The organism is Ralstonia sp. PBBBR1 (genome assembly GCF_002256165.1).
GTDB classification, from domain to species: Bacteria; Pseudomonadota; Gammaproteobacteria; order Burkholderiales; family Burkholderiaceae; genus Ralstonia; species Ralstonia thomasii.
In genome coordinates, this window is the sequence record NZ_NKIL01000004.1 from 427,627 (window position 1) to 453,323 (window position 25,697).

At 64.4% G+C, this 25,697-nt stretch carries 24 protein-coding genes; 9 read left to right on the forward strand and 15 right to left on the reverse strand.

The window, feature by feature from the left end:
- The first annotated feature begins 46 nt into the window (after window positions 1-46).
- A complete protein-coding gene (locus CFE42_RS08140; RefSeq protein WP_296157164.1) occupies window positions 47-508 on the forward strand; it encodes a hypothetical protein in 462 nt (153 codons plus the stop codon).
- 42 nt (window positions 509-550) lie between these two features.
- Here the strand turns inward: CFE42_RS08140 and CFE42_RS08145 are convergent, their stop codons facing one another.
- Entirely contained in the window at window positions 551-2,146 is a 1,596-nt protein-coding gene (locus tag CFE42_RS08145) for a peptide chain release factor 3 (RefSeq protein ID WP_004632461.1), read from the reverse strand.
- Between the two features lie 372 nt (window positions 2,147-2,518).
- On the opposite strand from CFE42_RS08145, the gene CFE42_RS08150 reads away from it, so the two are divergent.
- Window positions 2,519-2,746 carry a hypothetical protein gene (locus tag CFE42_RS08150; RefSeq protein ID WP_004632457.1) on the forward strand — a complete coding sequence of 76 codons (228 nt, stop codon included), beginning with the start codon at window positions 2,519-2,521 and terminating at the stop codon, window positions 2,744-2,746.
- 123 nt (window positions 2,747-2,869) lie between these two features.
- Window positions 2,870-3,196 (forward strand): hypothetical protein, encoded by a 327-nt coding sequence (locus CFE42_RS08155; RefSeq protein WP_004632455.1) that lies wholly within the window; start codon window positions 2,870-2,872, stop codon window positions 3,194-3,196.
- Between the two features lie 12 nt (window positions 3,197-3,208).
- On the opposite strand, the gene CFE42_RS08160 is transcribed toward CFE42_RS08155, so the two are convergent.
- The 4 genes from CFE42_RS08160 to CFE42_RS08175 all read right to left on the reverse strand — a co-directional run bounded on the left by CFE42_RS08160 (window position 3,209) and on the right by CFE42_RS08175 (window position 6,388).
- Complete coding sequence (locus CFE42_RS08160) at window positions 3,209-4,216, reverse strand: YihY/virulence factor BrkB family protein (protein WP_004632453.1); 1,008 nt, start codon at window positions 4,214-4,216, stop codon at window positions 3,209-3,211.
- A gap of 120 nt (window positions 4,217-4,336) precedes the next feature.
- Window positions 4,337-4,642 (reverse strand): hypothetical protein, encoded by a 306-nt coding sequence (locus CFE42_RS08165; RefSeq protein ID WP_004632451.1) that lies wholly within the window; start codon window positions 4,640-4,642, stop codon window positions 4,337-4,339.
- Window positions 4,643-4,711: 69 nt separating this feature from the next.
- A complete protein-coding gene (locus CFE42_RS08170) occupies window positions 4,712-4,879 on the reverse strand; it encodes a DUF1328 domain-containing protein (protein ID WP_004632450.1) in 168 nt (55 codons plus the stop codon).
- 90 nt (window positions 4,880-4,969) lie between these two features.
- Entirely contained in the window at window positions 4,970-6,388 is a 1,419-nt protein-coding gene (locus tag CFE42_RS08175) for a sigma-54 dependent transcriptional regulator (protein ID WP_004632448.1), read from the reverse strand.
- A gap of 538 nt (window positions 6,389-6,926) precedes the next feature.
- Here CFE42_RS08175 and CFE42_RS08180 point away from each other — a divergent pair.
- Window positions 6,927-8,030, forward strand: coding sequence for a sigma-54 dependent transcriptional regulator (locus tag CFE42_RS08180; RefSeq protein ID WP_004632446.1), 1,104 nt, complete (start codon window positions 6,927-6,929; stop codon window positions 8,028-8,030).
- Window positions 8,031-8,096: 66 nt separating this feature from the next.
- Here CFE42_RS08180 and CFE42_RS08185 read toward each other — a convergent pair whose 3' ends face one another.
- Window positions 8,097-8,243: a hypothetical protein gene (locus CFE42_RS08185; protein WP_004632445.1), complete on the reverse strand. Its 147-nt coding sequence runs from the start codon at window positions 8,241-8,243 to the stop codon at window positions 8,097-8,099.
- Window positions 8,244-8,270: 27 nt separating this feature from the next.
- Complete coding sequence (locus CFE42_RS08190; protein ID WP_004632443.1) at window positions 8,271-8,675, reverse strand: hypothetical protein; 405 nt, start codon at window positions 8,673-8,675, stop codon at window positions 8,271-8,273.
- 323 nt (window positions 8,676-8,998) lie between these two features.
- On the opposite strand from CFE42_RS08190, the gene CFE42_RS08195 reads away from it, so the two are divergent.
- From CFE42_RS08195 to CFE42_RS08205, 3 genes are read left to right on the forward strand one after another with little or no spacing between them, the layout of a single operon-like run.
- A complete protein-coding gene (locus CFE42_RS08195) occupies window positions 8,999-10,501 on the forward strand; it encodes an RNA polymerase factor sigma-54 (RefSeq protein ID WP_004632441.1) in 1,503 nt (500 codons plus the stop codon).
- Between the two features lie 5 nt (window positions 10,502-10,506).
- Entirely contained in the window at window positions 10,507-11,718 is a 1,212-nt protein-coding gene (locus CFE42_RS08200) for a glycosyltransferase family 1 protein (RefSeq protein ID WP_004632438.1), read from the forward strand.
- A gap of 29 nt (window positions 11,719-11,747) precedes the next feature.
- Window positions 11,748-12,542 carry a DUF2334 domain-containing protein gene (locus tag CFE42_RS08205; RefSeq protein ID WP_004632436.1) on the forward strand — a complete coding sequence of 265 codons (795 nt, stop codon included), beginning with the start codon at window positions 11,748-11,750 and terminating at the stop codon, window positions 12,540-12,542.
- A gap of 9 nt (window positions 12,543-12,551) precedes the next feature.
- Here the strand turns inward: CFE42_RS08205 and CFE42_RS08210 are convergent, their stop codons facing one another.
- The 6 genes from CFE42_RS08210 to CFE42_RS08235 form a co-directional block, all read right to left on the reverse strand.
- The gene (locus CFE42_RS08210; RefSeq protein ID WP_004632435.1) at window positions 12,552-13,088 is read right to left on the reverse strand and encodes a phosphatase PAP2 family protein; all 537 of its coding nucleotides are present in this window, start codon (window positions 13,086-13,088) and stop codon (window positions 12,552-12,554) included.
- Window positions 13,066-14,238 carry a glycosyltransferase family 1 protein gene (locus CFE42_RS08215; RefSeq protein ID WP_004632433.1) on the reverse strand — a complete coding sequence of 391 codons (1,173 nt, stop codon included), beginning with the start codon at window positions 14,236-14,238 and terminating at the stop codon, window positions 13,066-13,068. The genes CFE42_RS08210 and CFE42_RS08215 overlap by 23 nt, the downstream gene beginning before the upstream one ends.
- 7 nt (window positions 14,239-14,245) lie before the next feature.
- Window positions 14,246-14,677, reverse strand: a complete 432-nt coding sequence (locus tag CFE42_RS08220; protein WP_004632429.1) for a hypothetical protein — start codon at window positions 14,675-14,677, stop codon at window positions 14,246-14,248.
- A 225-nt stretch (window positions 14,678-14,902) separates the two neighbouring features.
- Window positions 14,903-16,156: an AI-2E family transporter gene (locus CFE42_RS08225; RefSeq protein WP_004632428.1), complete on the reverse strand. Its 1,254-nt coding sequence runs from the start codon at window positions 16,154-16,156 to the stop codon at window positions 14,903-14,905.
- 51 nt (window positions 16,157-16,207) lie between these two features.
- Window positions 16,208-18,625 carry a PAS domain-containing protein gene (locus CFE42_RS08230; protein WP_004632427.1) on the reverse strand — a complete coding sequence of 806 codons (2,418 nt, stop codon included), beginning with the start codon at window positions 18,623-18,625 and terminating at the stop codon, window positions 16,208-16,210.
- A gap of 88 nt (window positions 18,626-18,713) precedes the next feature.
- On the reverse strand, window positions 18,714-19,496 hold the full coding sequence (locus CFE42_RS08235) for a DUF4397 domain-containing protein (RefSeq protein ID WP_004632425.1): 783 nt from the start codon (window positions 19,494-19,496) through the stop codon (window positions 18,714-18,716).
- Window positions 19,497-19,793: 297 nt separating this feature from the next.
- On the opposite strand from CFE42_RS08235, the gene CFE42_RS08240 reads away from it, so the two are divergent.
- On the forward strand, window positions 19,794-21,056 hold the full coding sequence (locus CFE42_RS08240) for a hypothetical protein (protein ID WP_004632422.1): 1,263 nt from the start codon (window positions 19,794-19,796) through the stop codon (window positions 21,054-21,056).
- Between the two features lie 289 nt (window positions 21,057-21,345).
- Here CFE42_RS08240 and CFE42_RS08245 read toward each other — a convergent pair whose 3' ends face one another.
- The gene (locus tag CFE42_RS08245; RefSeq protein ID WP_004632419.1) at window positions 21,346-22,650 is read right to left on the reverse strand and encodes an NCS2 family permease; all 1,305 of its coding nucleotides are present in this window, start codon (window positions 22,648-22,650) and stop codon (window positions 21,346-21,348) included.
- Window positions 22,651-24,095: 1,445 nt separating this feature from the next.
- On the opposite strand from CFE42_RS08245, the gene CFE42_RS08250 reads away from it, so the two are divergent.
- Window positions 24,096-25,172, forward strand: a complete 1,077-nt coding sequence (locus CFE42_RS08250; RefSeq protein WP_004632417.1) for a replication protein RepA — start codon at window positions 24,096-24,098, stop codon at window positions 25,170-25,172.
- Window positions 25,173-25,249: 77 nt separating this feature from the next.
- Here the strand turns inward: CFE42_RS08250 and CFE42_RS08255 are convergent, their stop codons facing one another.
- The gene (locus CFE42_RS08255; protein WP_004632415.1) at window positions 25,250-25,453 is read right to left on the reverse strand and encodes a cold-shock protein; all 204 of its coding nucleotides are present in this window, start codon (window positions 25,451-25,453) and stop codon (window positions 25,250-25,252) included.
- Window positions 25,454-25,697: the final 244 nt, after the last annotated feature.

Consider the following 25,697-nt stretch of genomic DNA (forward strand, 5'->3'; position numbering starts at 1 on the left):
GAGAGGTCCCGAATTGCGCGTCCTGTGCATTGCCGCCATCGCCACCTTGTTCGCCACCTCCGCGTTGGCGGCCACCACGGAAACCGCCGAAGAAGAACTCGCAAGCTGGTACTACGTCGCACAGTCATTGACTTACGGCGGCTACGAAACCGAAGGCCTGAGCTTTTACGCCAACTGCGAGTACGAGCGGCTCTCCGTTGCGGTATCCACGAGTGGGCAATCGGAGCACAACGGAACAGCCCTCCGCATCCAATTCGCTTCCGGCCCTCTTCGTTTAGCGATCCCGGCGCGCCTTGAAGTGTCCGACATGGAAGCGTATGCCGTGGGTGACGTGAAGTCGCGGGCGCGCTTCTACGCGTTGTTCCATACAGGCACCCCAATCACGGTCAAAGTGACCGGCGCAGACCCGCAGCCTCTGCAGCTTCTGCAGCTCTCACCGCAAAACGCCGACACCGGTGCCCGCCAGCTTGAAGCGGTTTGCCCGGTGTCGCGCAGAACGGATCAATAAAAAACGGGGCACATGGCCCCGTTCCTTTTGGCGGCTCGCCGCTTAGACGATTTCCCGTGTTTCCATGAACTGGATGTCCGGAAAGCGCTCCTGCGTCAGGCGCAGGTTCACCTGGCTCGGTGCCAGGTACACGTAGTCGCCCGCACCATCCAGGGCCACGTTGTGGCCGGCCTTGTCGATCAGCTTGTCGATATCTTCCTGCTTGCCGCGCAGCCAGCGGGCCGTGGAGCACTCGTGCGGTTCGAAGATGGCATCGACGCCGTACTCGTGTTCAAGGCGATGCGCCACCACGTCGAACTGCAGGATACCGACGGCGCCCAGTACCAGGTCGTTCGATGCCAGCGGGCGGAACATCTGCGTGGCGCCTTCTTCGGCCAGTTGCTGCAAACCCTTCTGCAACTGCTTCAGGCGAAGCGGATTGTTCAGGCGCGCGCGACGGAAGAACTCCGGCGCAAACGACGGGATGCCCGTGAACTTGAGCGCCTCGCCTTCCGTAAAGGCATCGCCCAAGCGGATCGTGCCGTGGTTGGGCACGCCGATGATGTCGCCGGCGAAGGCCTCTTCCGTGGTGTTGCGGTCCTGCGCCATGAACGTGATGGCATTGTTGATGGCGACCGTCTTGCCGGTCGACACCTGCAGCAGCTTCATGCCGCGTTCGAAGCGGCCCGAGCACACGCGCACAAACGCGATGCGGTCACGGTGCTTCGGGTCCATGTTGGCCTGAATCTTGAAGACGAAGCCGGTGAACTTCTCTTCCATCGGCTTGACTTCGCGCGTTTCGGTGGGGCGCGCCAGCGGCTCGGGCGACTGGTCAACCAGCGCATCGAGCAGCGACTGCACGCCGAAGTTGTTTACCGCCGAACCGAAATACACCGGGCACTGCTTGCCGGCCAGGAAGGCCTCTTTGTCGAACGTGTGCGATGCGCCGCGCACGAGTTCGATGTCGATGCGCAGTTCTTCCGCCTGCGAGCCCAGCACGCGGTCCAGCTCCGGGTTGTCCAGGCCCTGGATCAGGCCGGCGGTGGCGCCCTTCTCGCTGTCGGCGTTCGGGTCGAACAGCTGCACCGTGTCGTTGACCAGGTGGTACACGCCCTTGAACGACTTGCCCATGCCGATCGGCCACGTCATCGGCGCGCACTGGATCTGCAGCACGCTTTCGATTTCATCGAGCAGCTCGATGGGCGCGCGGCCTTCGCGGTCGAGCTTGTTGATGAACGTCAGGATGGGCGTGCTGCGCAGGCGGCAGACGTTGAGCAGCTTGATGGTCTGCGCTTCCACGCCGTTGACGGAGTCGATCACCATCACGGCGGAATCGACGGCCGTGAGCGTGCGGTACGTGTCTTCCGAGAAGTCTTCGTGACCGGGGGTGTCGAGCAGGTTGACGATGTAGTCGCCGCCCTCGTTTCGGTACGGGAACTGCATCACCGACGACGTAACGGAGATGCCGCGCTGCTTTTCCATCTCCATCCAGTCGGAGGTGGCGTGGCGGTTGGCTTTACGTGCGCGCACGGCGCCAGCCATCTGAATGGCGCCGCCGAACCACAGCAGTTTCTCGGTCAGCGTGGTTTTACCCGCATCCGGGTGGGCAATGATGGCGAACGTCCGGCGGCGCCGGATCTCCTGCTGCAGCGTACTCACGGGCAAAAAACCGAAAGGGAAGGAGTGAAAAATGCGGATGGTTGCGCACGTGGCAAGTGCGCTGGCTGGCGGGTCATCCCGGCGGCCGATGGACTGCCCGAACGGCGTTGTCAATCCGGGGCAGCCGAGATTGTACGCGATCGGCGCCCTTGCTTAGGATCAACTGATCCGGGCCGCAAGCGCGGGAAACTCCCTAGGAACCGTCCCCCAGACGGACGAGACCAACCCGTTGTGGGAATGCACTGACAACCCTTTCGGAGCGGGTGTTATCGAAGTTGTCATGAAGCTCCCGTATTGTGGAGTCCGTCGCGAAACCCGCCTTTGGGTACGCCGCGACATTGAAAGAAGCAAAGAAGCAAGGAGTCCAACATCGTGCGTAGTCGAATCCCTGTCGATCCGGCAGTGCAACGCATCATCGAGACCACCCGCAAGGCGTGGCAACTCGACGAGCAAAGCGTGCGCGCGGCGCGTCAGCAGCGTGCCGCCAATCGCCGCAAACGGATCAAGGCCCTGCCGCAGGACAGCCTGCAGGCACTCGCTGCACTGGCCCTGCAAGCTGAAATCTGGGCCGTGCGCAAGACCGTGGTGACGGTCGGCTAGCCGCGCAGTTCCTCACCGTGTCGAGGGCCACAGTCGTGGCCCTTTTCTTTTGCGCGTCGCGCAACATTGGGGGCATGGCGGTTGCTTGTGACTGACTGACATGACTCAGCTCAGGAGGCCGACATGACCGAACTGACCCCCAAGCCGCCCGCCAGCAGCAATGGCACCACCGGCACAAATGGCGCCAACGGCGCGATCGTCACCCCGCTCCATCCGCAAATCGATCACACCGCGCAGCGCGTCAAAGATGCCACGGCCGAGGGCATCGACCGGCTGGCGAGCGTCCTCTGCACGGCGCTCACACAGTTCGACAAGCGCACCGAACAGTTGAAGAACCTGCACGCGAATGTCTCCGAACAGGCGAGCGGCTCCGTACGTCAGCACCCAGTCATTACCATCGGGCTGGCATTTGTGGCGGGGATGCTGCTGGAGCAACTGACCCGGGATTGATGCGGGGGCGTCTTAGCGGCTCTCGCGGGCTGCGCTTGCGTTGCCCCCGGCCACCCCACTGGAGAGGTTCGCCGCGATCGCCGGGTTGAGCAACGCCGCCTGCGCGGCGGCAGTGGCCCGGCCCGCGCCTTCGTACTGACGGCTGCCGAACTGCAACGCATATTGCCGCGTGACCAGCGCGCCAAAGAAGAAGATCTGCGCCGAGTAGTAAATCCACAGCATCAGCGCCACGACCGAGCCCGCCGCCCCGTAGGACGATGCGACGGCGCTGTTGCCGAGATACAGGCCGATGAGGTGTTTGCCGAGCGTGAAGAGCAGCGCCGTGACGATGGCGCCCAGGGCAACGTCGCGCCAGGCCACGCGCGTTTCGGGCAGCATTTTGAAAATGGTGCCGAACAGCAGCGAAACGACGGCAAACGAAAACGCCGACGACAGCACCTGCGCCACCAGCAACGCAATGCCCGAAGTGGAGCCCGCCCACAACGCGCCCCAAAAGCGCTCCACCACGGCCAGCGCCGCGTTGATGGTGAGCGACACCAGCAGGAGAAACGCCAGCACGAGGATCAGGCTGAATGACAGCAGGCGTGAACGCAGCAAGCCCCACATCCCGGGCTGCTGGCGCGGCGGCACCTCCCAAAGCTCGTCGAGGCTGTCCTTGAGTTCGGAGAACGCCGTGGTGGCGCCCACCAACAACAGCACGATGGCTGTAATTGCCGCGAATAGGCCATTGCCCGAGCGCCGGGTTGCGGCAAGCACGGCTTCCACCGCAGACGCGCCCTGCGCGCCTACCAGACCCTGGATCTGCCCGAAGATTTCGCCGCGGGCGGCCTGTTCGCCAAAGAACAAGCCGGCGATGGAAATGACCAGCACCAGCACCGGTGCCATCGAGAACAACGTGTAGAACGACAACGCCGCGCCCTTGCTCGCGGCGCGATGCGCAGACCACTGCTGCCCTGCCCCCATCAGGACCTGGGCAGATCGCTTGAGCAGGTTGCGGTCGAAGCAGGCGGTCAGGCGCATGGGGGGTCCTTTCAAAGCGACGCGGCCAGCGCGGTGCCGGCCTCGACCTTGAGCCTAGTCAGCACGCGGCACGCGCGCAAGCGCGACCGTGGCTGGCAGGAAGCGTGAGGGTGTTCGCCCTCAGTCGTTATCGCTGCCCAGCAGGCGGCTGATCAGGAAGCCTGCGCCGAATGCCAGGCCGATCGTCGCAAGCGGGTGCGATCGCATGCAGTCCGCCGCATCGCGCATCAAGCGCTGCTGCGAGGCCCGCCATTGATCACGCTTGGCAGCGGCCTCATCAAGTGCGGTGGCCGCTGCGTCGGCAGTGCGGTCGATGGCCTGTGCCGTGGTCGCCTTCGCACGCTCGGCGGCTTGCGCCACGTCGCCGCGGATGAGGTTGCCGTTGGCATCGGATTTGGGAAACGGGTTGGTTTGAGACGGTTCCATCAGTCAGCGCTCCTGGAGTTGCGTGGCATCGTGAAAGCCGGGTTGAAAGCTGTGCGCTTCATCCCGGCGTCATCCTCTGCCCGCGACCAAGCCCCAGATGAGGCTGACCACGAATAGCACCACGAAAATCATGAACAGGATCTTGGCGATGCTCGCTGCGCCGGCAGCGATGCCGCCAAACCCGAGCACGGCCGCAATCAGGGCGATGATGAAAAAGACGACTGCATAACGCAGCATGGTGACCTCCTGTGCAGTTGAGTGAGCTTGCCGCCATGGGGCGGATACCCCACTGCTTCAGCAAGCCGCGTACCGCGCCAGGAGATCCGGCTACGCCTCGGTGGCATGCGCGCGGCCGGAGCCGGCGCCGTTGCTGGTGTTGTTGCCCTCGCCGCCGTCGTCGGCATTGCTGTTGCCGTATTCCTCCAGCCGGTTGTAGAGCGTCTTGAGGCTGATGCCGAGCAGTTCAGCCGCGCGCTTCTTCACACCGCCGCACTGCTCCAGCGTGGCGAGGATGATCTTCTTGTCAGCGCTCGCCAGTGAGGTGCCGACCGAAATCGTCAGCGTGGAACCGGACGAGACCTGCGTGCTCGACACCTGCAGCGGCACATTGGCCGTATCGATGCCGGCGTCGTCCGACAGGATGTACGCGCGCTGCACGTAATTGCGCAGTTCGCGCACATTGCCCGGCCAGTGGTAGCCGCGCAGGGTCTCCATGGCCGGCGGCAGGAATGCCTTCTTGGTATTGCTCTGCGCGTTGAGCTGATCGAGGAAATGCTGGGCCAGCAGTTCAACATCCTTGCCGCGCTCGCGCAGCGGCGGCAGCTGCAGCGGAAACACATTCAGACGGTGATACAGGTCGGCGCGCAGCTTGCCGTCGGCCACGGCCTCTTCGGGGTCGCGGTTGGTGGCGGCAATCACGCGCACATCGGAGTCGATCTCGCGGTTGGTGCCCACGCGCATGAACACGCCGGTTTCCAGCACACGCAGCAGTTTCACCTGCAGCTCGATCGGCATCTCGGTGATTTCATCCAGGAACAGCGTGCCGCCGTTGGCCCGTTCGAAGTAGCCCTTGTGCTGGCGGTCGGCGCCGGTAAAGCTGCCGCGCTCGTGGCCGAACATTTCCGACTCGATCAGGTTGGGCGAGATGGCGCCACAGTTGACCGGCAGGAACGGTTGCTTGCGGCGCAGGCTGAGGTCGTGAATGGTCTGCGCGGCCAGTTCCTTGCCTGTGCCCGACTCGCCGATGAGCAGCACAGTCGCCTCGGTGGGCGCGACGCGGCTGACCTGGTCATACAGCGTCTGCATCGCCGTCGAGTTGCCGAGCATCTGTCCGAAGAGGCCCAGGCGCCGCAACTCGCCGCGCAGGTTGCCGATCTCGGCTTTCAGATCGCCTGGACGCGGGATGCGCGCCAGCACCGATTTCAAGCGTTGGAAATTGACGGGCTTGACCAGGTAGTCGGCCGCGCCCATGCGCAGTGCCTCCACGGCGGTTTCCACACTGGCGTGGCCGGTCATGACGATGATCTCGGTACCGGAGTGCGGCGCGATGTCTTCCATCAGATCCATGCCGTTGCCGTCGGGCAGGACGAGGTCGATCAGCACGGCATCGGGGCTGTGACGCGACATCTGAATGCGCGCATCGCGCAGCGACCCGGCCAGCGCGGTGGTGAAGCCTTCGGCACCCACCAGCTCACCCAGAGCAGCGCGTGCGTTGGCATCGTCTTCGACAATCAGAACATGTGGCATCTCGATTCGGTTGGATGAGCCGGCAGGTGCCGGCGGTCATGCATGGCGCAACGGTGCGCTTGGCGGCAGAACCGGCGGCAGGTGCAAAAAGCGTTCCATCCAATACAACCCGGGCATCGCACGGGCAAACCCACGTCGGCGATATGGATGTTGGTAATTTTTACACGCACGCATGCAAGAAATGGATCGAATACATCACTCCAGGGCGGACCGCTGGTACTACGCAGGAGTCAGCATAGTTGAGAAGACCGGCGCTTCGCCACCTGCGGGCGGAAATGGACACCGTACGTCGCATGGCCATGTGAAACCCGCGCGGCATCTGCGTCTCAGGCCGGTTTCTTGTCAGCGTTTGACCGACAGGATGGAAGAAACGTCAGCGCATGCCCGACATACAACGCGCTTGGGCGGCCCTGATAATGGCTCAACTTTTCAACACAATGTGACGGGATGACGACGTACCCTGCCTTCCGAAGACTGCATCGCTGAAGATGCAGCCGCTCGCCAGGACGTCCCCGTTGCGACCAACCACGAGGGAGCCATGTCCTTGAGCGAAGCCTTCGCCGACGATCGTGCAGTGTCCGTCGGGCGCCTGAGCTATCCCCCTGCCCTGGCCGACTTTGACGACACCGAACGCGTGCCGTCCGACGCCGAAACATTGCCTGCCCAACCGATCGCCGAGCCGGATTTCGGTCACCTCTACGGCCGCTCGCCGGTGATGCGTGCGCTGTACGATCAGATCGGCAAGGTCTCCGGCACCCTGGCCACCGTGCTCATCATGGGCGAATCGGGTACCGGCAAGGAACTGATTGCCCGCACGGTGCACGACATGAGCCCGCGCGCAGACCAGGCCTTTATCGCGGTGAACTGCGGTGCCATCTCGCCCAACCTGATCGAGTCCGAACTGTTCGGCCACGAGAAAGGCAGCTTTACGGGGGCTGCCCAGCGTCATATCGGGTATTTCGAACATGCCTGCGGCGGCACGATCTTCCTCGACGAGATCACCGAGATGCCGGTCGAGATGCAGGTCAAACTGCTGCGCGTGCTGGAGACCGGCGTGTTCATGCGGGTGGGCGGCACCGAGCCGATTCAGACGCGCGCGCGCATCATCGCGGCCACCAACCGCAACCTGCTGGAAGCGGTGAGTGATGGCGCCTTTCGCGAAGATCTGATGTATCGCCTGGCCGTGGTGCCGTTGCAGGTGCCGCCGCTGCGCGATCGCGATGACGATATCGAAGAACTGGCGCTGCACTTCCTGGCCCAGTTCAACGCCGCACACCAGACCGACAAGGTGTTCTCGCGCCAGTCCCTGGCGGCCCTGCGCAGCCAGCCGTGGCCGGGCAATGTGCGCGAGTTGCGCAACGCCGTGCAGCGCGGCTACATCCTCGGCGAAAAAACCGTCGAACTGGCTGCGCCGCTCGCATCCACGCGCGGCCCTGCGCGCCCGACCGTCAAGGAAGGTGTGCTCAGCCTGTCGGTGGGCGTGACGCTGGCCGACGCGCAACGCGCGATGATCCTGGCCACGCTGGAGCATTTTCATGGTGACAAGCGCCAGGCTGCCAAGACGCTCGGCGTGAGCCTGAAGACGCTGTACAACCGCCTCGACCTCTACCAAAGCACCGCGGCCGCCGCCATGGCGGCCTGACGCAGGCGCTTCTCAGCGCTCCACCGCCTTCGCCCATGTTGTACCCGCTGCATCCGCGCTGACGTTCTAGCGCGGATGCGCGTGCGCGCGTTCGCCCGGATGCTCGTGGCGGCGGCGTTCCTGCGGTTCCGGCGTCCGGCGGCGGGGTGCGGGTTCGGTCTCCGCGCGGGCGCGCGGGCCCGTGCGGACGGCAATGGTGAGTGTCATCGGCATGACGAGCCCTTTTCCTTTTTTTCGAGGTTACTGACCTGGCTTCGAGCTACCGGGATAGGAATTCCCGGTGGTCGTCGCGGCATCGTTGCCGCCGGCCTGCACGCCCGAATGCGACATGTCGCCCGCGCTATTGGTACCGCCCGGCACGGTCGACTCTGATTTCGACTTCTTGTGATGGCGCTGCTTCTTGTGCATCGGCTTGCTGGTGTCGCTGCCGCCCGCAGCAGGTGTCGCCTCGCCGCCGGCCATCGGTGTATTCGCGGTGCGATCGGCAGTGGACGACGGCGGATCGGTGCGCTTGCCCGGCGCCTTGGTCGGGTTGCTGGACTCCTGGTTGTCGACCGGCGCGGCCGTCGTCTGGGCCATGGCAGTGCCCACGCCAAGGCCGAAGATCGCGCTGGTAAGCGCTGCGGTCAGAAAACGTGTTCGCATGTGGTTTCTCCTGGGATGTGATGCTGGATAAGAAGGCAATGGAAGCGCACTGCGGCGCGTCTCCCGCCTCCCACCGCAGCAACGCATGTACCTGCGGTGCCACCCATCCGCGTCTGCCAGGGCAATCCCGCTAGCAACGCCGGCGCTGTCATGTGCCGGCAACACTTCGCATATAAAAACGACATGACCATGTAGAAACGGCGTGCCAGCCGCCCGTGAAGCCTTGTGGCGACTGGCTTTGTGGACATGGCATACCCTTTGCATCGATGCGGTGACCGGTCGACGGAAATGTCGACACCCACTCACCAAAGGAGGCAAGGCGAATGGTCAAGGCCGCTCTGGAAATGCGTGCGAAGCAGCATCTCGCGCTAACACCGCGACTGCAGCAGTCCGTCAAGCTGCTGCAGTTGTCTGCAACCGAATTTGCGCAGGAAATGCAAGAAGCGCTCGCAAGCAATCCGTTCCTGGAGGAAGTCGAACAAGAAGCCGGTGCGCAGCCCGATGCCGCACGGACCGGCGACATTGCCATTTCCGCCGATCTGGACGGCACCGCGGCCGATCACACGCCTGCAGACGACGCCCCGCTGGAAACCACCACCAGCGCCATCGAAACCGATGCGACGCTAGCGGCATCGGAAGACTTCCCCACCGACTTCAGCACCTATTACAGCCACGGCGGCGCCCACCACGGCGACGGTGAAGACAGCGACATAGGCGAGTGGGTGCATTCCACGCCGAGCCTGCGCGAGCATCTGCATCAGGAGCTGCGCAGCTATCGCCTGTCAGACCGCGACTGCCTCCTCGCGCAGACGCTGATCGAAGCGCTGGACGACGATGGCTACCTGCGCCAGCTGCTCTCCGAGCTGGCTCCGCTGGCACCGGTGGAGCCGCCCCCCACCGAGAAGGAAATGCAGATTGCCCTGGCGCTCGTGCAGAGCCTGGACCCGCCGGGCGTGGCCGCGCGCGATCTGGCGGAGTGCCTGCGCCTGCAGATCGAGGCGCGCCCCGCGGATACCGAAGCCGAAGAGCGCATCCAGGAGATCGCACAAGACATCGTGCGCAGCCACCTGCCCCGTCTGGCCAAGCGCGAATTCACGCAGATGCGTCGCGCGCTCGGCTGTACGGAAGAGGAGTTGCGCGATGCCTGCGCGCTGATCCGCATGCTGGACCCGCGCCCGGGGCTGCGCTTCTCGCAGGCGCATGCGGGCTACATCGTGCCCGACGTGATCGTTGCCAAGATCAAGGGCAAGTGGATTGCCCTGACGAACCCGGCGGTGGCACCGTGCGCGCGCGTCAACAAGGTCTACGCGGAGCTGTTTGCCCAGACGCGGGGCCACAATCGCACACCACTGGCGCACCAACTGCAGGAAGCACGCTGGCTGATCCGCAATGCGCAACAGCGCTTTGCCACCATCCAGCGCGTGGCCGAGGCGATCGTCGCGCACCAGAAGCATTTCCTGGAATACGGCGAGGTGGCCATGAAGCCGCTGGTGCTGCGTGATGTGGCCGAAGAACTTGGCCTGCACGAATCGACCATCTCGCGCGCCACGGGCAACAAGTACATGGCCACGCCGCGCGGCATCTTCGAGTTCAAGTATTTCTTCTCGCGCCAGTTGGCGACCGACACAGGCGGCGCATGCTCGGCGGCCTCCGTGCGGGCGCTGCTCAAGGAGATGATCGAAGCCGAAGACGCGGACGCCCCGCTCTCCGATGTTTCGCTCGCAAAGATGCTGGCTGAGCAGGGCGTGATCGTTGCGCGCCGCACGGTCGCCAAGTACCGCGGCCTCATGCGCATTGCACCCGCCGAAATGCGGCGCCAGGTCTGACCACCGTGCGCAAGCTGCCCACCGATCACTACCCGCATCGCCACGACGGCGATGCCACGGCCGCCGGGTTGCATCTGGCGGACGTCACGATGTTCTGGGCGGCGGAAAGCGGTGGCGTCAAACGCTACCTGCGGGCCAAGCACGACTTCCTGCGCTCCACGCACTGGCGGCACACGTTGGTTGTACCCGGCACGGCAGACGACGCCAGCAACGAGATCGCCGTGGTGCCCGGCGTGCCGCTGCCGCTTTCGCACGGCTATCGCATTCCGCTGCGCACCGGACCAGCGGTGCGTGCTCTCTGTGCGTTGTCGCCGGACCTGATTGAAGCCGGGGACCCCTATCGGCTGTCGTGGGCGGCGGTGCATGCCGGCGCGCGGCTGCAGGTGCCGGTGGCGGCGTTCTACCACTCCGATCTGCCTGCGTTCTTCCGCCGGCTGGGCGGCCCACCCGCGGAACTGGCCGCAGCGGCGTACGCCCGCAAGCTCTATCCGCACTTCGATACGGTGTTCGTGCCGAGCCGCTACATCGCGCAGAAGGTGGCCGACCTGGGCGTGCAGCGCATTGAGCTGCAACCGCTGGGCGTGGACACGCGCCTGTTCCACCCGGCACGGCGCTCGCTGCGCTGGCGCGAACAGCTGGACCTGCCGCGTGATGCCCGCGTGCTGCTATACGTCGGCCGCTATGCGCCGGAGAAAAACCTGCACGTGCTCTGCGACGCGGTAGACAAGCTCGACGACGGAAGCGTGCTCGTCACCATCGGCTCGGGCCCGACCCCTCCGCGCGGCAAGAACGTGCGCGCGCTCGCTTATGAAGGCGATGCGCAGCACCTGGCCGCCGCCATGGCCAGTGCCGATGTTTTCGTGCATGCAGGCGATCAGGAAACGTTCGGCCTCGTCGCGTTGGAAGCGATGGCCAGCGGCGTGCCGGTCGTCACGTGCGCAGCGGGCGGCTTGAGCGAGCTGGTGGACGAGCGCGTCGGCTATGCCGTGCCACGTTGCATCGCGGACGATTTTGCCCAGGCGCTCCAGGCGCTGCGCCAACGGGATCCGGTGACGCTCGCGCACGCCGCGCGCCGCCATGCGATGCAGTACGACTGGCGGGCCGTGCTGCCGCAGCTGCTCCACCGCTATCTGGCGCTGCTCGGCCGGCAAGCCGGCACCGCCGCAGCAACGTTCGAACCGGCTAGCGAGCGCGTGCGCGCATTGCGCAGCCGTTAGCCCAGACCACAGTCGCTTAGTTGATCATCATGTCGCGCTATCTCATCCTCGCCATGCACGACGTCACGCCCGCCACCTGGCCCGCGTGCAAGGTGTTGCTCTCTGCGTTGGACGAGGTGGCGCGCGTACCCAAATCGCTGCTGGTCATTCCAAACTTCTATCGCGGCCCGACCGCCCGCAACAGCGAGCGCTTCTGCCGCGTGATGAGCGAATGCCTGGCGGAGGGCGATGAACTTGTGCTGCATGGCTATGCGCACCTCGATGACCAGCCTCCGGGCGGCTTGATCAATCAACTGATCCGCACGCGCTATACCGCCGGTGAAGGCGAGTTCTCGGCGATTCCGCTGGCGGCAGCGCGTGCGCGCATCGAAGCCGGCGCCGCGTGGTTTGCCGCCAACGGCTGGCCGCTGCATGGCTTTGTCGCACCGGCGTGGCTGATGAACCCGGCCACCTGGGAAGCACTCGACGGGCTGCCACTGCGCTACACAACCACGCTGCAGCGCTTTTACCTGCTGCACCCGCGCCGCCCGCTCAAGGCACCGTGTCTGACGTATAGCGTTCGCTCGCCGGCGCGCCGACTGGTGTCCCGGTACTACCTGCGTTGGCTCGCACAGCGGCACGCCGACGCGCCGCTGCTGCGCCTGGGCCTGCATCCGGCCGACGCGGCGCATCCCGACGTCATTCGCCATTGGCAGGAACTGCTTGCCACATGCCTGGAGACGCGCACCCCCGTCACCAAGAACGGCTTTGCGCAGGCCCTGGCGCAAGCCTGGATGGGTGGCCCGGAAACCACCGTCACCGGGCACGCGCAAACGTCGTACTGAGCGCGGGCCTTAGAACAGCCACACCGACAACCCGCCGATCAGCATCCCAAGCCCGGCTCCCGCCAGCACGTCGCTCGGATAGTGCAGGCCGAGCACGATGCGGGAGATGGCGACCATCAGCGTGAACGGCACCAGCGCCAGCGCCATGCGCGGGTAGTACGCTGCCATCACGATGCTGAACGACACCGCATGCAGCGTGTGACCCGATGGAAAACTGAACTGATCGAGCACGCGCCCGCACAGGTGGATCTCTTTGCAGGAAAGATAGGGTCGCGGACGGCACACGCCGCGCTTGAGCACAATGTAGATAACGAGCGAGAGCAGCCCCGTGAGCCCCATCTGCTTGGCACATTCCCAGCCGGCCTCACCGCCCACGACCGGCAGCGCGGCCATCAATGCATACCAGAGCATGCCGTCACCAAGGCGGCTGACACCACGATAGAAGCGCATGGCCGAGGCATTGCCCGCCACGTGGTTGAGCGCCACCGCGAGCTGCCGATCGCGCTCGCGCCAGCGCTTCCAGTCAGGCCAGGCGTGCGTCGCCATGGTAGGCCTCCCCGTTGGTGGCAGCGTCGTGCACGGCAATGAGCGCGGCTTCAAAGCGTTCGAGCACACGCGGCCAATCCAGGCCCAGCGCCGTCAGCCGCGCTGCCTGCCCGAGGCGTTGCCGCAAGCCGGCATCGGTGGCGAGCGCGACGGCCGCCTGCGTGAATGACGCGGTATCACCGACGGGCGCGAGCCAGCCGTTCTCCTGGCTGCGCACGAGCATGCCGGCCGCTGCGGTATCGAACGCGACCACGGGCAAACCGCTGGCCATCGCCTCGACCACCACGTTGCCGAAGGTCTCGGTCAAGCTCGGAAAGAGAAACACGTCAGCCGATGCATAGTGCGCGGCCAGTGCCTCGCCATGCTGCGTTCCACCAAAGATGGCATCGGGACAGTGCCTGCGCAGTGCGTTGCGCTGCGGGCCATCGCCCACCATGACGAGGCGTGCGCGGGGCACGCGCTTGCGCACCGCATGAAACGCATCGAGCGCGACATCGAGGTTCTTTTCCAACGCCAGACGGCCAACCGTGAGCACGACCGGCGTATCGGCATTGGCGCCCCACTGCGCGCGCAATGCGTCGCTGCGGGCTTGTGGCGTGAATTGGTGTGCATCGACGCCGCGTGTGCTGACGGTCAGGCGCGCAAAATCGAGTTCGCTCAACTGCCGCTGCAGTTCGCGCGTGGGGACAAACGTGCGATCGGTACGGTTGTGAAATGCGCGCAGATAGGCGCGCACGAGCGTGACGGCACCTTCCCACGCATAGTGGCGACCGTACTCGTCGAAGCGGGTTCTGAAATCCGACGTCACCGGCAGACCGAGTTGCCGCGCGGCGCGGATGGCTGACCAGCCTAGCGGCCCTTCCGTGGCGACATGCACAAGGTCGGGCCGATAGGCGGCCCACGCGCAAAGCAGGCGCCGGCGCGCGGGCAGCCCCATGCGCAAATCCGGATACAGCGGAATCGGCACGCCAGGAACGCGCAGCGTGTCATCCGCCAGTGCAGACTTGCCGGCGTCGATGGCACGTTGGCGCGGGCGCACCACCATCACGTCATGCCCGCGCGCCTGCAGAAACGCCGCGGTGCGCGCGGCAGTGAGCGACACGCCGTTGAGTTCCGGCGGCCAGGTTTCGGTCACATAAGCGATGCGCATGCGCCGATCAACCCTTGTGCTCGTCGCGGCTGTGCGAAGGGCCGCCCGTCTGGCCTCGCTTGTGGGCAAGGTCATCTGCGCTGCGATTGGCGACTTGGCGATCGCTGTCGTCGCGATTGGCCGCATGGCGTTCGCGCACGACGCGCTCCACGCCCGGGGTGTTGTGCAGATCGGTGTCGAGCTGACCGCTTTCGATGTCGCGCGCGGCCTGCTCGACATCGCTGCGCGGGGCGGAACGTTGCTCTTCAAGGTGCTGGTCGCGCTCGTGCGGCAGCCGATCTGCCGAGCCCGACTCCGGCTTGCCTTGCTCCGGCTTGCCGAGCATCTTGTCGATGTTTTCAGCGTTTCGGCCCGCGCCTGGCGCACGCGGCGGTGTCATGCCTGCCGGCCGTTCGCCGCGCTGATGCGGGCCCCGTAAGGTGGGGCGTAGTCGGTTCATGGCGCCCTCCTGCGGACGTGATCTGGTTGCCTTGCGCACCGCAACCGACGTGCCCACAGCGCACGCTCACATCATGCAAGGGACAAGACCTGCACCGCTGCTGCACAACCACGCGGTGCAGACGGTGCGGATTAACCATGCATGTGCCGGCGTCGCGGCGTGATCATTGCGTAAGGGTTACATGCGCGCTTGTAACGCTTGCTGCGCCAGGTGATTGAGAGGCAATCAGCGGGGGCGGTGCACGCGTTCCAGGCGCCGTGTGGAACGGCCGCGCAGTCGGTCCAGCAGCCGCTGCGACACGCCGGCCGGCGCATCGGTGGTGCCGAGCAGCGTACCAAGCGGGCGCAGTCGGTCGACGTGATCACACACCACCTTGATCATCGCCGTGATCGATGTCCCAAGCAGCAAGCCCCACAGGCCCCACAGCCAGCCCCACAGCAGCAGGCCGATGTAGACCACACACGGGTCGAGCTTGGACGCCCGGCTCTGCAGCCACGTCACGAGCAGCGTGCCGACCAGCGTGGCCAGCAGCAGCGTAACGCCTGCCACGACAAGCGCATCCGACCACGCGCCCATCTGCAGGTATGCGCCAATGCCGCTGGCCACGGCAATCACCACCGAACCGAGATACGGCACGAAATGCAGCACAGCGGTCGCCAGACCCCAGACCGCCGCGTCTTCCATGCCGAGCAGCACAAAGGCCACCGTGGTCAGTACGCCCAGCATGATGTTGGTGGCAAACAGCACCAGCAGCGAATACTGAATCTGCGTGCCGATCACCGCCATCATGCGCACCGCGCGCTTCTTCTCGTTCAAGGTGTTGCCCACTGCACGCACCCATTTGCGCTTGAGTGCCTGGCCCGAAGCGAGCAGGAAGTAGACGAGAAACGAGACCACGACGAGTTGCCCGGCCAGCGCGAAGAGGTTGGCGGAGCCTGTCCATAGAAACTCGCGCAGCGGCAGCACCGGCTGCGCGGAAGCCGGGGTCGCGGGCGAACGCTTGGCAGGTGCTGGTGCCGGCTTGCCCTGCATGCCTTCGGCGGCATGCTCGAGCGCGACGGTCACATCGCGCATCTTGCCGAACGCGCCGCCCATGTGCCCGCGCATACCGTCGACGGCTTGGGCCATGCGCTCCGCCGCAACGGGCAACCGGTCCGCCATGGCCGACACGCCGTCTTGCATTCCGAAGACCAGCATCGCACCGGCAATCCACAAGCCCAGCACCACGATGCCCGCGGCTATGGGGCGCGGGACATAGCAGCGCCGCAGCCACACCACAACCGGGTTCAACGCAAACGCGAGCACCACACCCAGCGTAACCGGCACCAGGAACGCTCGCGCCCACTGCAGAAACACCAACGTGCCGCCAATGGCCACCAGCACCATCGCCACGCGCCAAGCCGGCTGCCGCAGCCCGTCGAGCAGGCTACCGTGCAAGGGTTCCAGCGGCGTGGTGGGTGGAGTCGGTTCGGCTGGCATGGCAGAGAATGCGGTTCTCCGTTCTCTGCGCAAAAGTCGTGCCCTGGCGGGCTATGACACGGAAGCAGCAGGCATCGCCAGCATCCGCAACGTACGCACCAGATCGTACGGCGACACAGGCTTGATCAGGTGTTCCTGAAAACCGGTGGCCAGCGCCTGAGCGCGATCGTGCGGCTGCGCAAATGCGGTCAGCGCGATGGCGGCCATCGGCGTCGCGCCGGTGGGCAGGTGTTCGTGTTCCCAAGCACGAATTCTCTGCAGGATCGCGTAGCCGTCTTCATCGGGCAGCGCGATGTCGCACACCACGGCCTGCGGGCGGCCTGCTTCACCCCGTGCGCCCCAGAGGTCGAGCAGCGCCATCGTCTCGTGCCCGGAGCCCACGCTGCCGACCTCCGCACCGACCTGCGTGAGCAATGTCGCCAGCGCGTCGCGCGCATCCTGCTGGTCGTCAACCAGCAGCACGCGCAGGCCCGCCAGTGAAGGCAGTGGCCCGCTGCGTTCGGGGTCTTCGGCCAGCGGCGTGATCAGATCGGCGCCGGCATGCAGCGGCAGGTACACGGTAAAGGCAGCGCCATGCTGGTCGCCCTCACTGCGCGCATACACGCGCCCGCCGTGCAACTCGGTCAGGCGCTTGACCAACGCGAGCCCAAGCCCCAGTCCACCCGTGCGCCGCGTGTGCGCGCCGTCGGCCTGGCGGAATGGATCAAACAGATACGGCAAGAACGCCGGCGCAATCCCGCGGCCGTTATCGCGCACGACAATGCGCGCCACCTCGCCCAACAGATCGGCCGACAGCCAGACATCACCGCCTTCCTGCGTGAACTTGATGGCGTTGGTCAGCAGGTTCCACACGATCTGCTCGACACGATCGGCATCGCCGTCAATTTCGTGATCGTCCAGGTCGATGGTGATGTGCAGGGCGATGTGGCGTTCGGCGGCCAACGCGTGCACGCTGTTGAGCGCGCGTTCCAGCGCCGTGCGCAGCACGAACGGTTCACGCGTCAACCGCAGCTTGCCGCTCATCACGCGTGTGGCGTCCAGCAGGTCTTCGATCAGGCGTACCTGCTGCTCGACGCCCGTCTTGATGCCCGCGAGCGCACGCTGCATGAGCGGCGCACCGCCGGCGATCTGGCTCTCCAATACATACGCCCAGTTCTGGATGCCATTGAGCGGCGAACGCAGCTCGTGCGACACCACCGCCAGGAACTGATCGCGCGCCCGCGCCGCGGCTTCTGCCTGCGCACGCGCGGCTTGTTCGCGCAGCAGCAGCGCATCGCGCTCGCGCTCGGCCTCGGTGCGTTCGGTCACGTCGTAAATGATGAGCAGCGCCGATTCCATCGCGCCGTTGCGATCCGCTTCCGGAATCACGCGCGCGTTGTAGTGCGCAATGCGCGGTCGTCCGTCGAACACGTCCAGATGCAAGGCAAGCGTCTGTTCTGCGCCCAGGGCGAACGCGTGGCGGGCGGCGTCCTCCAGCGGGCGCGTGACCTCGGCGGCAAGCGGCGATGCCGTCAGCGTCTTGCCAATCATCACGGCAGGCGTCACGCCAAAGGCTTCGGTGACCGCGCGGTTGACATACATGCAGCGCAGTTCGCGATCGAGCCGCGCGATCACGTCGGGCGCGTTCTCGACCAGCGTGACGAATTCGCGCTGATGGCGAAAGCGCTCGTGCTCGGCCTCCTTGCGCTCGGTGATGTCTTCCACCACGCAGACGAGCGCCTGTACCCTGCCGTCCGGCCCATGCTGCGGCGAGTACGCGGCGTGCACGAAGCGACGGCCAACATCGGCCCGATACTGCAATTCCATTTCAAACTCGACGCGCTGCCCCGCGAATGCGTCGTTCAGGTGCGACAGGACACGGGCATACGCTGCTTCACCCATCAGGTCGCGCAAATGGCGGCCCAGCACGTCTTCGTGCCGAAAGCCCAAGCGCTGCGCGTAGGCGCGGTTGGCAAAACGCACGCGGTGCTCGGGGTCGATCTGCACGAGCGGAAACGGCACGCTTTCAGTCAGCCATTGCAACTGGAATTCCGACTCGGTGAGTGCGGCCAGGGTCTGCTGGCCCTGCGTCACGTCTTCGACCACGCCCACGGCATGGGCGGACGCACCGTCGAGGCGTGGCAGGAGGTAGCCGCGTTCGCGAACGCGGTATTCGCGCGTTTGGCCGTCGTCGGTGCCGAGCCAGCGGTATTCGAGGGCAAACTCCTGCCCCCGCGCTAGGCCCTCCCAGGCGGCACGCAGCGCGATATGGTCATCCGGATGCACATGGACGAGCCAGCGGTCACGGATACCGCACAAAGAATCGGGCTGCACGCCCCACGTCTGCGCCCCGGCGCTCACGTGCAGACGCGTTCCCGTCAACGGATCGTCTACCCAGAACACATCAACCTGCTTCTTGGCGGCCGGTGCAGCATGCGTCTCGCGCGCTGCGCGCACGGGTGCCGACCAGCCCGTTACGGATTCACTCATTGCGCCCTTCGCTAGCAGTTTTCATTCCCGGGGCCGCCGCGAAAAAAATGCGGTGCCGCAGCACCGCATCATAGGGCGTGAAGCGAAGTTACTGCGAGGGCAATTCAGAAGCCGTCTGCGAGGCACCGTTGGCCTGGGCCACCAACACGCGAATCGCGTTCGGCGTCACCGCACCGACGCCCCCGGCCGGCAGCGTGGTGATCAGCCAGTCGGCGTTGTTGGCCAGGCTGAACGGTTGCGAGGTGAAGATGATGTTCTTCGTCCCGGCTGTCGCCACCCGCACTTGGTACGTGCCGCCATCGACGTAGATCGAATCCTGCGTGCTGGCCGGCGACGCGCCGCCATAAGCGGCACCGCTCATGGTCGGCGCAATGGCCGAAAGATCCACGTTCGGCGCGGTCACGTAGACGTCGACGTTGGGGGCGTTGTACGAGGCGTTGAAGGTGCGCACGCGCGCCTTGTCTGACAGGATCGACTTGTTATACGGATCATCAATGAGCGCCAGGCTCGTGGCCGAGCCGTTGGAGCCCACGATGGCCAGCGCCGTATAGCGGTGGCCATTTGCCGGCGTGAAGCCGGTGGAGGCCAGCGGCGTACTGCTGCCCGCGTTTGACACCGTGGCCGTGCTGGCCGTCGCGTCAATACCGAAGTAGTTGCTGACGTTCTTGAAACCAACATTGGTGATCTTCGTGGTGCCGTTCACACCAAAGTCCACGTTGCCGATGAACGGGTTGGCGTGCACCGTGCGGTATTGCGGCGAGCTGGTGCCAATGATCTGCCCGATGTCGTTGTCACCGCCGCCGCATCCGGCAAGCACACCCAACGAACCCAGCGCCAGCACGGCGACGATCTTCCTGATCTGTATCTTCATCTTGCACCTCGGAGGGAGAGTCCTGTCATGAACCGGGCCGCATGCATCGCACGCCCATGTACGTTGTTGTCGACTTGTGGAGCCGAAGATAGCCACGCGCGTGCAGCGTGCCTATCGAACTGGTTCCGATCGTTTTGTCGGAAGCGTCCGACACACGAAGCGACGTTCCCTCATTGAGCATGGGGCGTGCCCATCGCGGTTGAATATCCGCTCGAATGCGGTGCCTGCGCCTGGGTACGGATGCGGATCGCTATACTTGCGCGAACCGTTTTGTCTTCGTGCCCACACACGCTCCGCATGTTCGAACCGCGCCCGGCAGACGCCGTGCCCCTTCCCGATAACGCCGCTTCCGAGGCTGATCTGCAGGCTTTCGCGCAGGAGCGTGAACGCGTGCAGGCGTGGCTCGCTGCGCGCGCTTCCGGCGCCCGTGCGGTGAGTGCTTCCACGCTGTCGCAGTACCGCGTGGAAGCCGAGCGCGTGTGCTGGTACGCGCGCACGTTCGGTAAGCCGATCGCAAGCTGGAAACGCGACGACGCGTCGGCCTATCTGCGCTTTTTGCAAGAACCGCCTGCATGGGCGATCAGTGCGCGCGGCATTGAACGCGACGATGCCAACTGGACGCCGCTGCGCGGCCGGCTCTCGGCACGTTCCGCACGACAGAGCAGCATCATCGCGGCGAACCTCTGCGGCTGGCTGCTGCGCACGGGCTATCTGCGCGCGAACCCGTTTCTCGATGACGATGCGATCGTCATTACCGTACCGGCGCCAAGCGCGCCCGCACCGAGGTCGGTCGCAACGTCCGAACCGGACACCGCGCTTGGCGCCTCCGATATGGCATTGATGATCGATGCCGTGCGCGCGCGTGTCGCGCTTGGCCGTGAAGCGCGCTTGCGCCAGGCGCGCGACCACTTCCTCGCCGTGCTGCTCGCGCAGGCGAGCATGCGGGTATCGGAGCTGGTAAGCGCACGGATGGGAGACGTGGCGCTGCACGCCGTGCCGGCCGCGCGCGTGACATCCGACGCGCTGCTGCCGGCGTCGGTCTGGCTGCTGGCAGTCGGCACAGGCCGCTCGCAGCGCTGGCTGCCATGCGATGCGCTGATGCCTGCGCTGCGCGAGTACCGCGCGGCCTTTGGCCTCTCGCCGTTGCCGCTGCCGAACGAAGCCACGCCGCTGCTGCTGTCGGTGCGCAAGCGCTCGCCGCGACGTGCAGACGGCACCATCATCGACTCCCCCGCCCTGCGTCGCGACTTCGGCGAGCGCAAGGGCATCGGCTCACGCTCGCAACTGCTGCTCATCGTCAAGGCCATGCTTGGCGAAGCCGCTGAATACGCTCGCGCCATCGGTCGCGCCGACGCAGCTGTGCGCCTCGCGAATGCCTCGCTGCGTAGCGTGCGCGGTGCCCATTTACGCGAGCGGCTTGCCACCGGTGAGCCGGCTGCCGACGTTGCCCACGCGCTCGGCCTTGCTGCCCTGCCGAGCGTCGCCGTGCGTGCGCGCGAAGCCGATCTGGCCGCCAGCATTACCGACGCAGCCCGCAAACTGGCCGTGCCGTCCGCCTGACATTCCTCCACACATCGCGCAGAAACGGGTACGCACCGCCTGCGTGAGTGCCGTATCAACGCATTGTCGAAACCAATTGTCGCCGCGATTTGCGCGACAGTTGTCACTTACCTCGTCCGCAGAATCGGGTACGCTCACTTGCCGAAACGGCGACAATGGTACGCAGCAACGGGTACGCCCGGCGCTGCAATCGCACGCAGAAATGGGTACGCTTTGGCGCAAATGCTCCAAAAAAAAACGCGGACCCAAAAGTCCGCGTTCGCTGTGGATCGCGTGGAGCCCCTGGCGCTCAGTGCCCGCCAGACAGATAGAAAAAGCGGAATAGGAACACCGCCGAGATGATCCACACGATGACCGGCACCTCGCGCATGCGGCCGGTGAACAGCTTCAGACCCGCGTAGGTGATGAAACCGAACGCAACGCCGTTGGCGATCGAATACGTGAACGGCATCATCAGCGCCGTCAGCACGGCCGGCACGGCTTCGGTGGTGTCTTCCCAGTTCAGGTCCACCAGCTCGCGCAACATCAGGCACGAAACGTACAACAGCGCGGGCGCCGTCGCGTAAGCCGGCACCACGCCAGCCAGCGGCGAGAAGAACAGACACAGCAGGAACAGCGCGGCCACCGTCAACGCAGTCAGCCCCGTCCGGCCGCCCGCCTGCACACCCGAAGCGCTCTCGATATAGGCGGTGGTCGACGACGTACCCAGCAGCGAGCCCGCCATGATGGCCGTGCTGTCCGCCAGCAGCGCCTTGTTCAGGCGGTCCATCTTGCCTTGCTTGAGCAGGCCCGCGCGGTTGGCCACGCCCATCAGCGTGCCGGTCGCGTCAAACAGCTCCACCAGGAAGAACACGAGCACGACGTTCAGGATGCCTACAGACAGCGCCCCCATGATGTCGAGCTGCATCAGCGTGGGCGCAAGCGACGGCGGCATCGACACCACACCGTGGAACGTATTGCCCGCAAAGAAGAAGCTCGCTGCCGTCACGGACAGAATGCCGATCAGGATGGCGCCCTTCACGCGCAGATGGTCCAGTGCGACGATCACGAAGAAGCCGATCACCGCCAGGATGACCGAAGGCTGGTGCACGTTGCCCAGCGTCACGAGCGTCGCCGGATTCCCGACGATCAGCCCAGCCCCCCGCAGCGACACGATGCCCAGGAACAGCCCGATACCCGCCGTGATTGCCACGCGAATCGAATGCGGAATCCCGTTGACGATCATCTCGCGGATGCGGAACACGCTTACCAGCAGGAACAGGCAGCCGGAAATGAATACCGCGCCCAGCGCCGCCTGCCACGTAAAGCCCATGCCCTTGACCACCGCGTACGCAAAGTAGGCGTTCAGGCCCATGCCTGGCGCCATCGCGATCGGGTAGTTCGCGTACATCCCCATGATGATCGTGCCGATCGCCGCGGCAATGCAGGTGGCGACAAATACCGCGTCGTGCGGCATGCCCGCGTCAGCCAGGATGTTCGGATTGACGAAGATGATGTACGCCATGGTGAGGAACGTCGTCAGCCCGGCAAGCACTTCCGTGCGGACGTCGGTCTGGTGTTCCTCGAGCTTGAAGGTGCGCGCAAGCCAGGTCATTCAGGTTGTCTCCTCTTGTTGTGAAGTGTCATCGCCGGCCGGCGCGGTCCTGCGCTTGGCTCCCCTGATGCACGCCCACCATGGGGCGAGGCTACTCTTAGCAAGATTCCGGCGCCCCCAGGCTGCACGGTCCAAATACTTGTTCATGTGAATCGAATGATGGAAACGCGACGGCCAACCAAGAGCCGGGCCGGCGCGCGGGATGCGCATGATGCCCGAAACGCCGGGCGTATGCACTCGCCCGACAGGCCGCCTCCCGCTGGCAGCGAAGAGCCCGTCCCCCCACCCACCCACTGACCGTACCCGTTTCTGCGAGAGCCGGATGGCACGTGGCCTGCGCGTCCGTAGGCGTACCCATTTCTGCGCCCCTCGTCCGCAGAAACGGGTACAAATTTCTACAAATGAGTGGGGCGGAATGACAATGCGGGGCGTACCCGATTCTGCGAGCCACTGAAAAACGAAACCGTACCCGTTTCTGCGCACGATCGCGCCCAGGGCTCAGCTCAAAGCGAACCTGTTTCTGCGGCCACGGCCTCGAATCGGGCGAACCTGTTTCTGCGGGACCTCTCGCAGAAACAGGTTCGCCGTGTCTGCAAGCCTTCACGCCAAGCCTTTGGCCAATAAGGCTTTTTACCCGCAGAAACAGGTACGCGGTGTAGAACGCCCAAGCCTTGAGATATCGGCAAGCAGCCTTCCCTCAACCAGGTTTCAGCGATGAAAGTTCAGAATGCACAGGTCAGGCGGAAGGCTCGATGACGTGCAGCCACATCAAGCTTACCCGCCGCCACGCAGAAACAGGTACGCAGGGTGTGCAACCAAGCAATTCGAAGCGTGTGCTCGCTTTCTTATAGATGGCGCAAGAATAAGAGCCAGGAAGTCACGTGGATCGGCACGCACGCAGATTTGGGTACGGGTAGTCCGTGCGAAAACGCCCTTACTCACGCAGAAACAGGTACGCTTCGTCAGTTATCAGGCTGAGGGAGCCCAAAAAATCGACGAATCCCTCGCAGAAACGGGTACGCACTCGCAAAAGCGGACCGAATCGTGCGGCTCTCCCCCTTTTTTCTGTGGATAACACTGTGGACAACATGATGTTGTCCCCGCAGATTCCGGTACGCCCAACGCGCAGAAGCGGGTACGGTTTCGCGCAGAAGCGGGTACGCCATCGCGCAGAATCTGGTTCGGCCGTTCGCAGAATCTGGTTCGGTTTACCCCTCTGAACCAAGCGCTGACAAGGCTTTGCGGGCCGCGTATACGGTTTACCTGTAGTAAACGTAGAAGGTATATATAGCTTGTAGTAAGGAAAGGTCTTCCGTGGACAACCTTAACGGTTGCCCACCGATGCCCTTCCCGCGACAACGAGCAAAATTCAGAAAACGTACCCAATTCTGCGTGACAAGGCGAAGGCGTTTTAGTACAAAGGGTCTGAACAATTCTTGCCCACCATGGTCACCAAGCGCCTCACACCCAATGGGAAACCGGACGACAATTCGCCCGGCCGCATCATCGTCCCCTCGGGAGGGCAAGTCATTGCCGCGCCGGAGAAGTTTCAGCGCCTGTTCGACGAAGCACAGGCAATGGAACGAGAAGACGCCTGGCAAAGCGGCGAGGTCGGCTTCCTCAGTCGCGCCAGCGTGCAGGTCACCCTTCCCTATCGCGCTCCCAAAGGTGCACCGCCGGTCTGGACGCGTTCCAGCGGCAACATCTCGCTGATGATCCAGCCGGGCTACTTCACGCAGCAGCGCTCCGAGCGGGCCAGCAATGGGCGGCAGCGCATCGTCTCCGAGACCGTCTCTTTCGGCTACCCATATGGCTCGTACCCTCGCCTGATGCTGGCCTGGATCGGCAAGGAGATCATGGCCAAAAAGAAGCGCGGCGAATTCCAGGGCACGGTGGAAGATCGGCGCATTTCGCTGGGCAACTCGTTGTCCGAGTTCATGTACAACCTGGGCATCCCGATGGCCACGGGCGGAAAGCGGGGCACCATGACGCTGGTGCGCCAGCAGATGATTCGCCTCTTCTCTGCCACGATTGCCATCGTGCAGAACAAGTCGGCGCCCAGCAGCCAGAATCAGAACCAGGAACCGCTCTCGATCGATCGCATCGGTTATCTGTTGGCCGATCAGCTGTCCACCTGGTGGGATCCGATGCAGCCGGGCCAGGGCTCAATGTTCGAGAGCTTCGTGGTGCTGTCTGAACCGTTCTTCAACGAGCTCGTGAATCGGCCGGTGCCGGTGGATATGCGTGCGTTGAAGGCGCTCAAGCAATCGCCGTTTGCGCTGGATGTGTATTCCTGGCTCACATACCGCTTCTTTACGATCCAGAAGCGTACCGAGATCCCCTGGGAAGCGCTGCAGATGCAATTCGGTACCGAAACGGAAAGCGAGCGGAAATTCCGTGCGTTGTTCCGCAAGGCGCTGAAGGACGTGCTGGTTGTCTATCCGGACGCCAAGGTGGATGCAGACTCTTCCAAGGCGCTGATTCTGCAGCCTTCGCGTACGAGCGTACGGAAGTTGGCCTGAAGTCAGCAAGAAGCGCCAGGCAAAAAGAAAGGGGAGCAGAAGCTCCCCTTTTTCATCTCAGGCGATCAGCCCGAAACTTATTCCGGCTTGATCGCCGAGGCTTGCAGACCCTTCGGGCCTTGCTTCACCTCGAAAGTGACCTTCTGGCCGTCCTTCAGGGTCTTGAAGCCCGAACCCTGAATTTCGGAGAAGTGCGCGAACAGATCCGCGCCGCCGCCGTCCGGAGTGATGAAGCCGAAGCCTTTGGTTTCGTTAAACCATTTGACAGTACCCGTGGCCATGCAAAAATTCCTTTAAATAACAAAAAACACGTCGTCCAGCCGATCCGGACATCGCACGAAGAACCGGCTGATTCCGAATCTTGCGTAGACAAAGTCTTCAGACGACTGTCTGAGCATCATAACCAGTTTGGAGCGGAGTGTCGATGGCCGGCATTTTTCCGAAATGTCGCTTTTATGCATCTCACTGGTAAACACCTAGGAAGCCCGTAAATGCCGGGTTGAACGCATAAAGTTATGCGCCAAA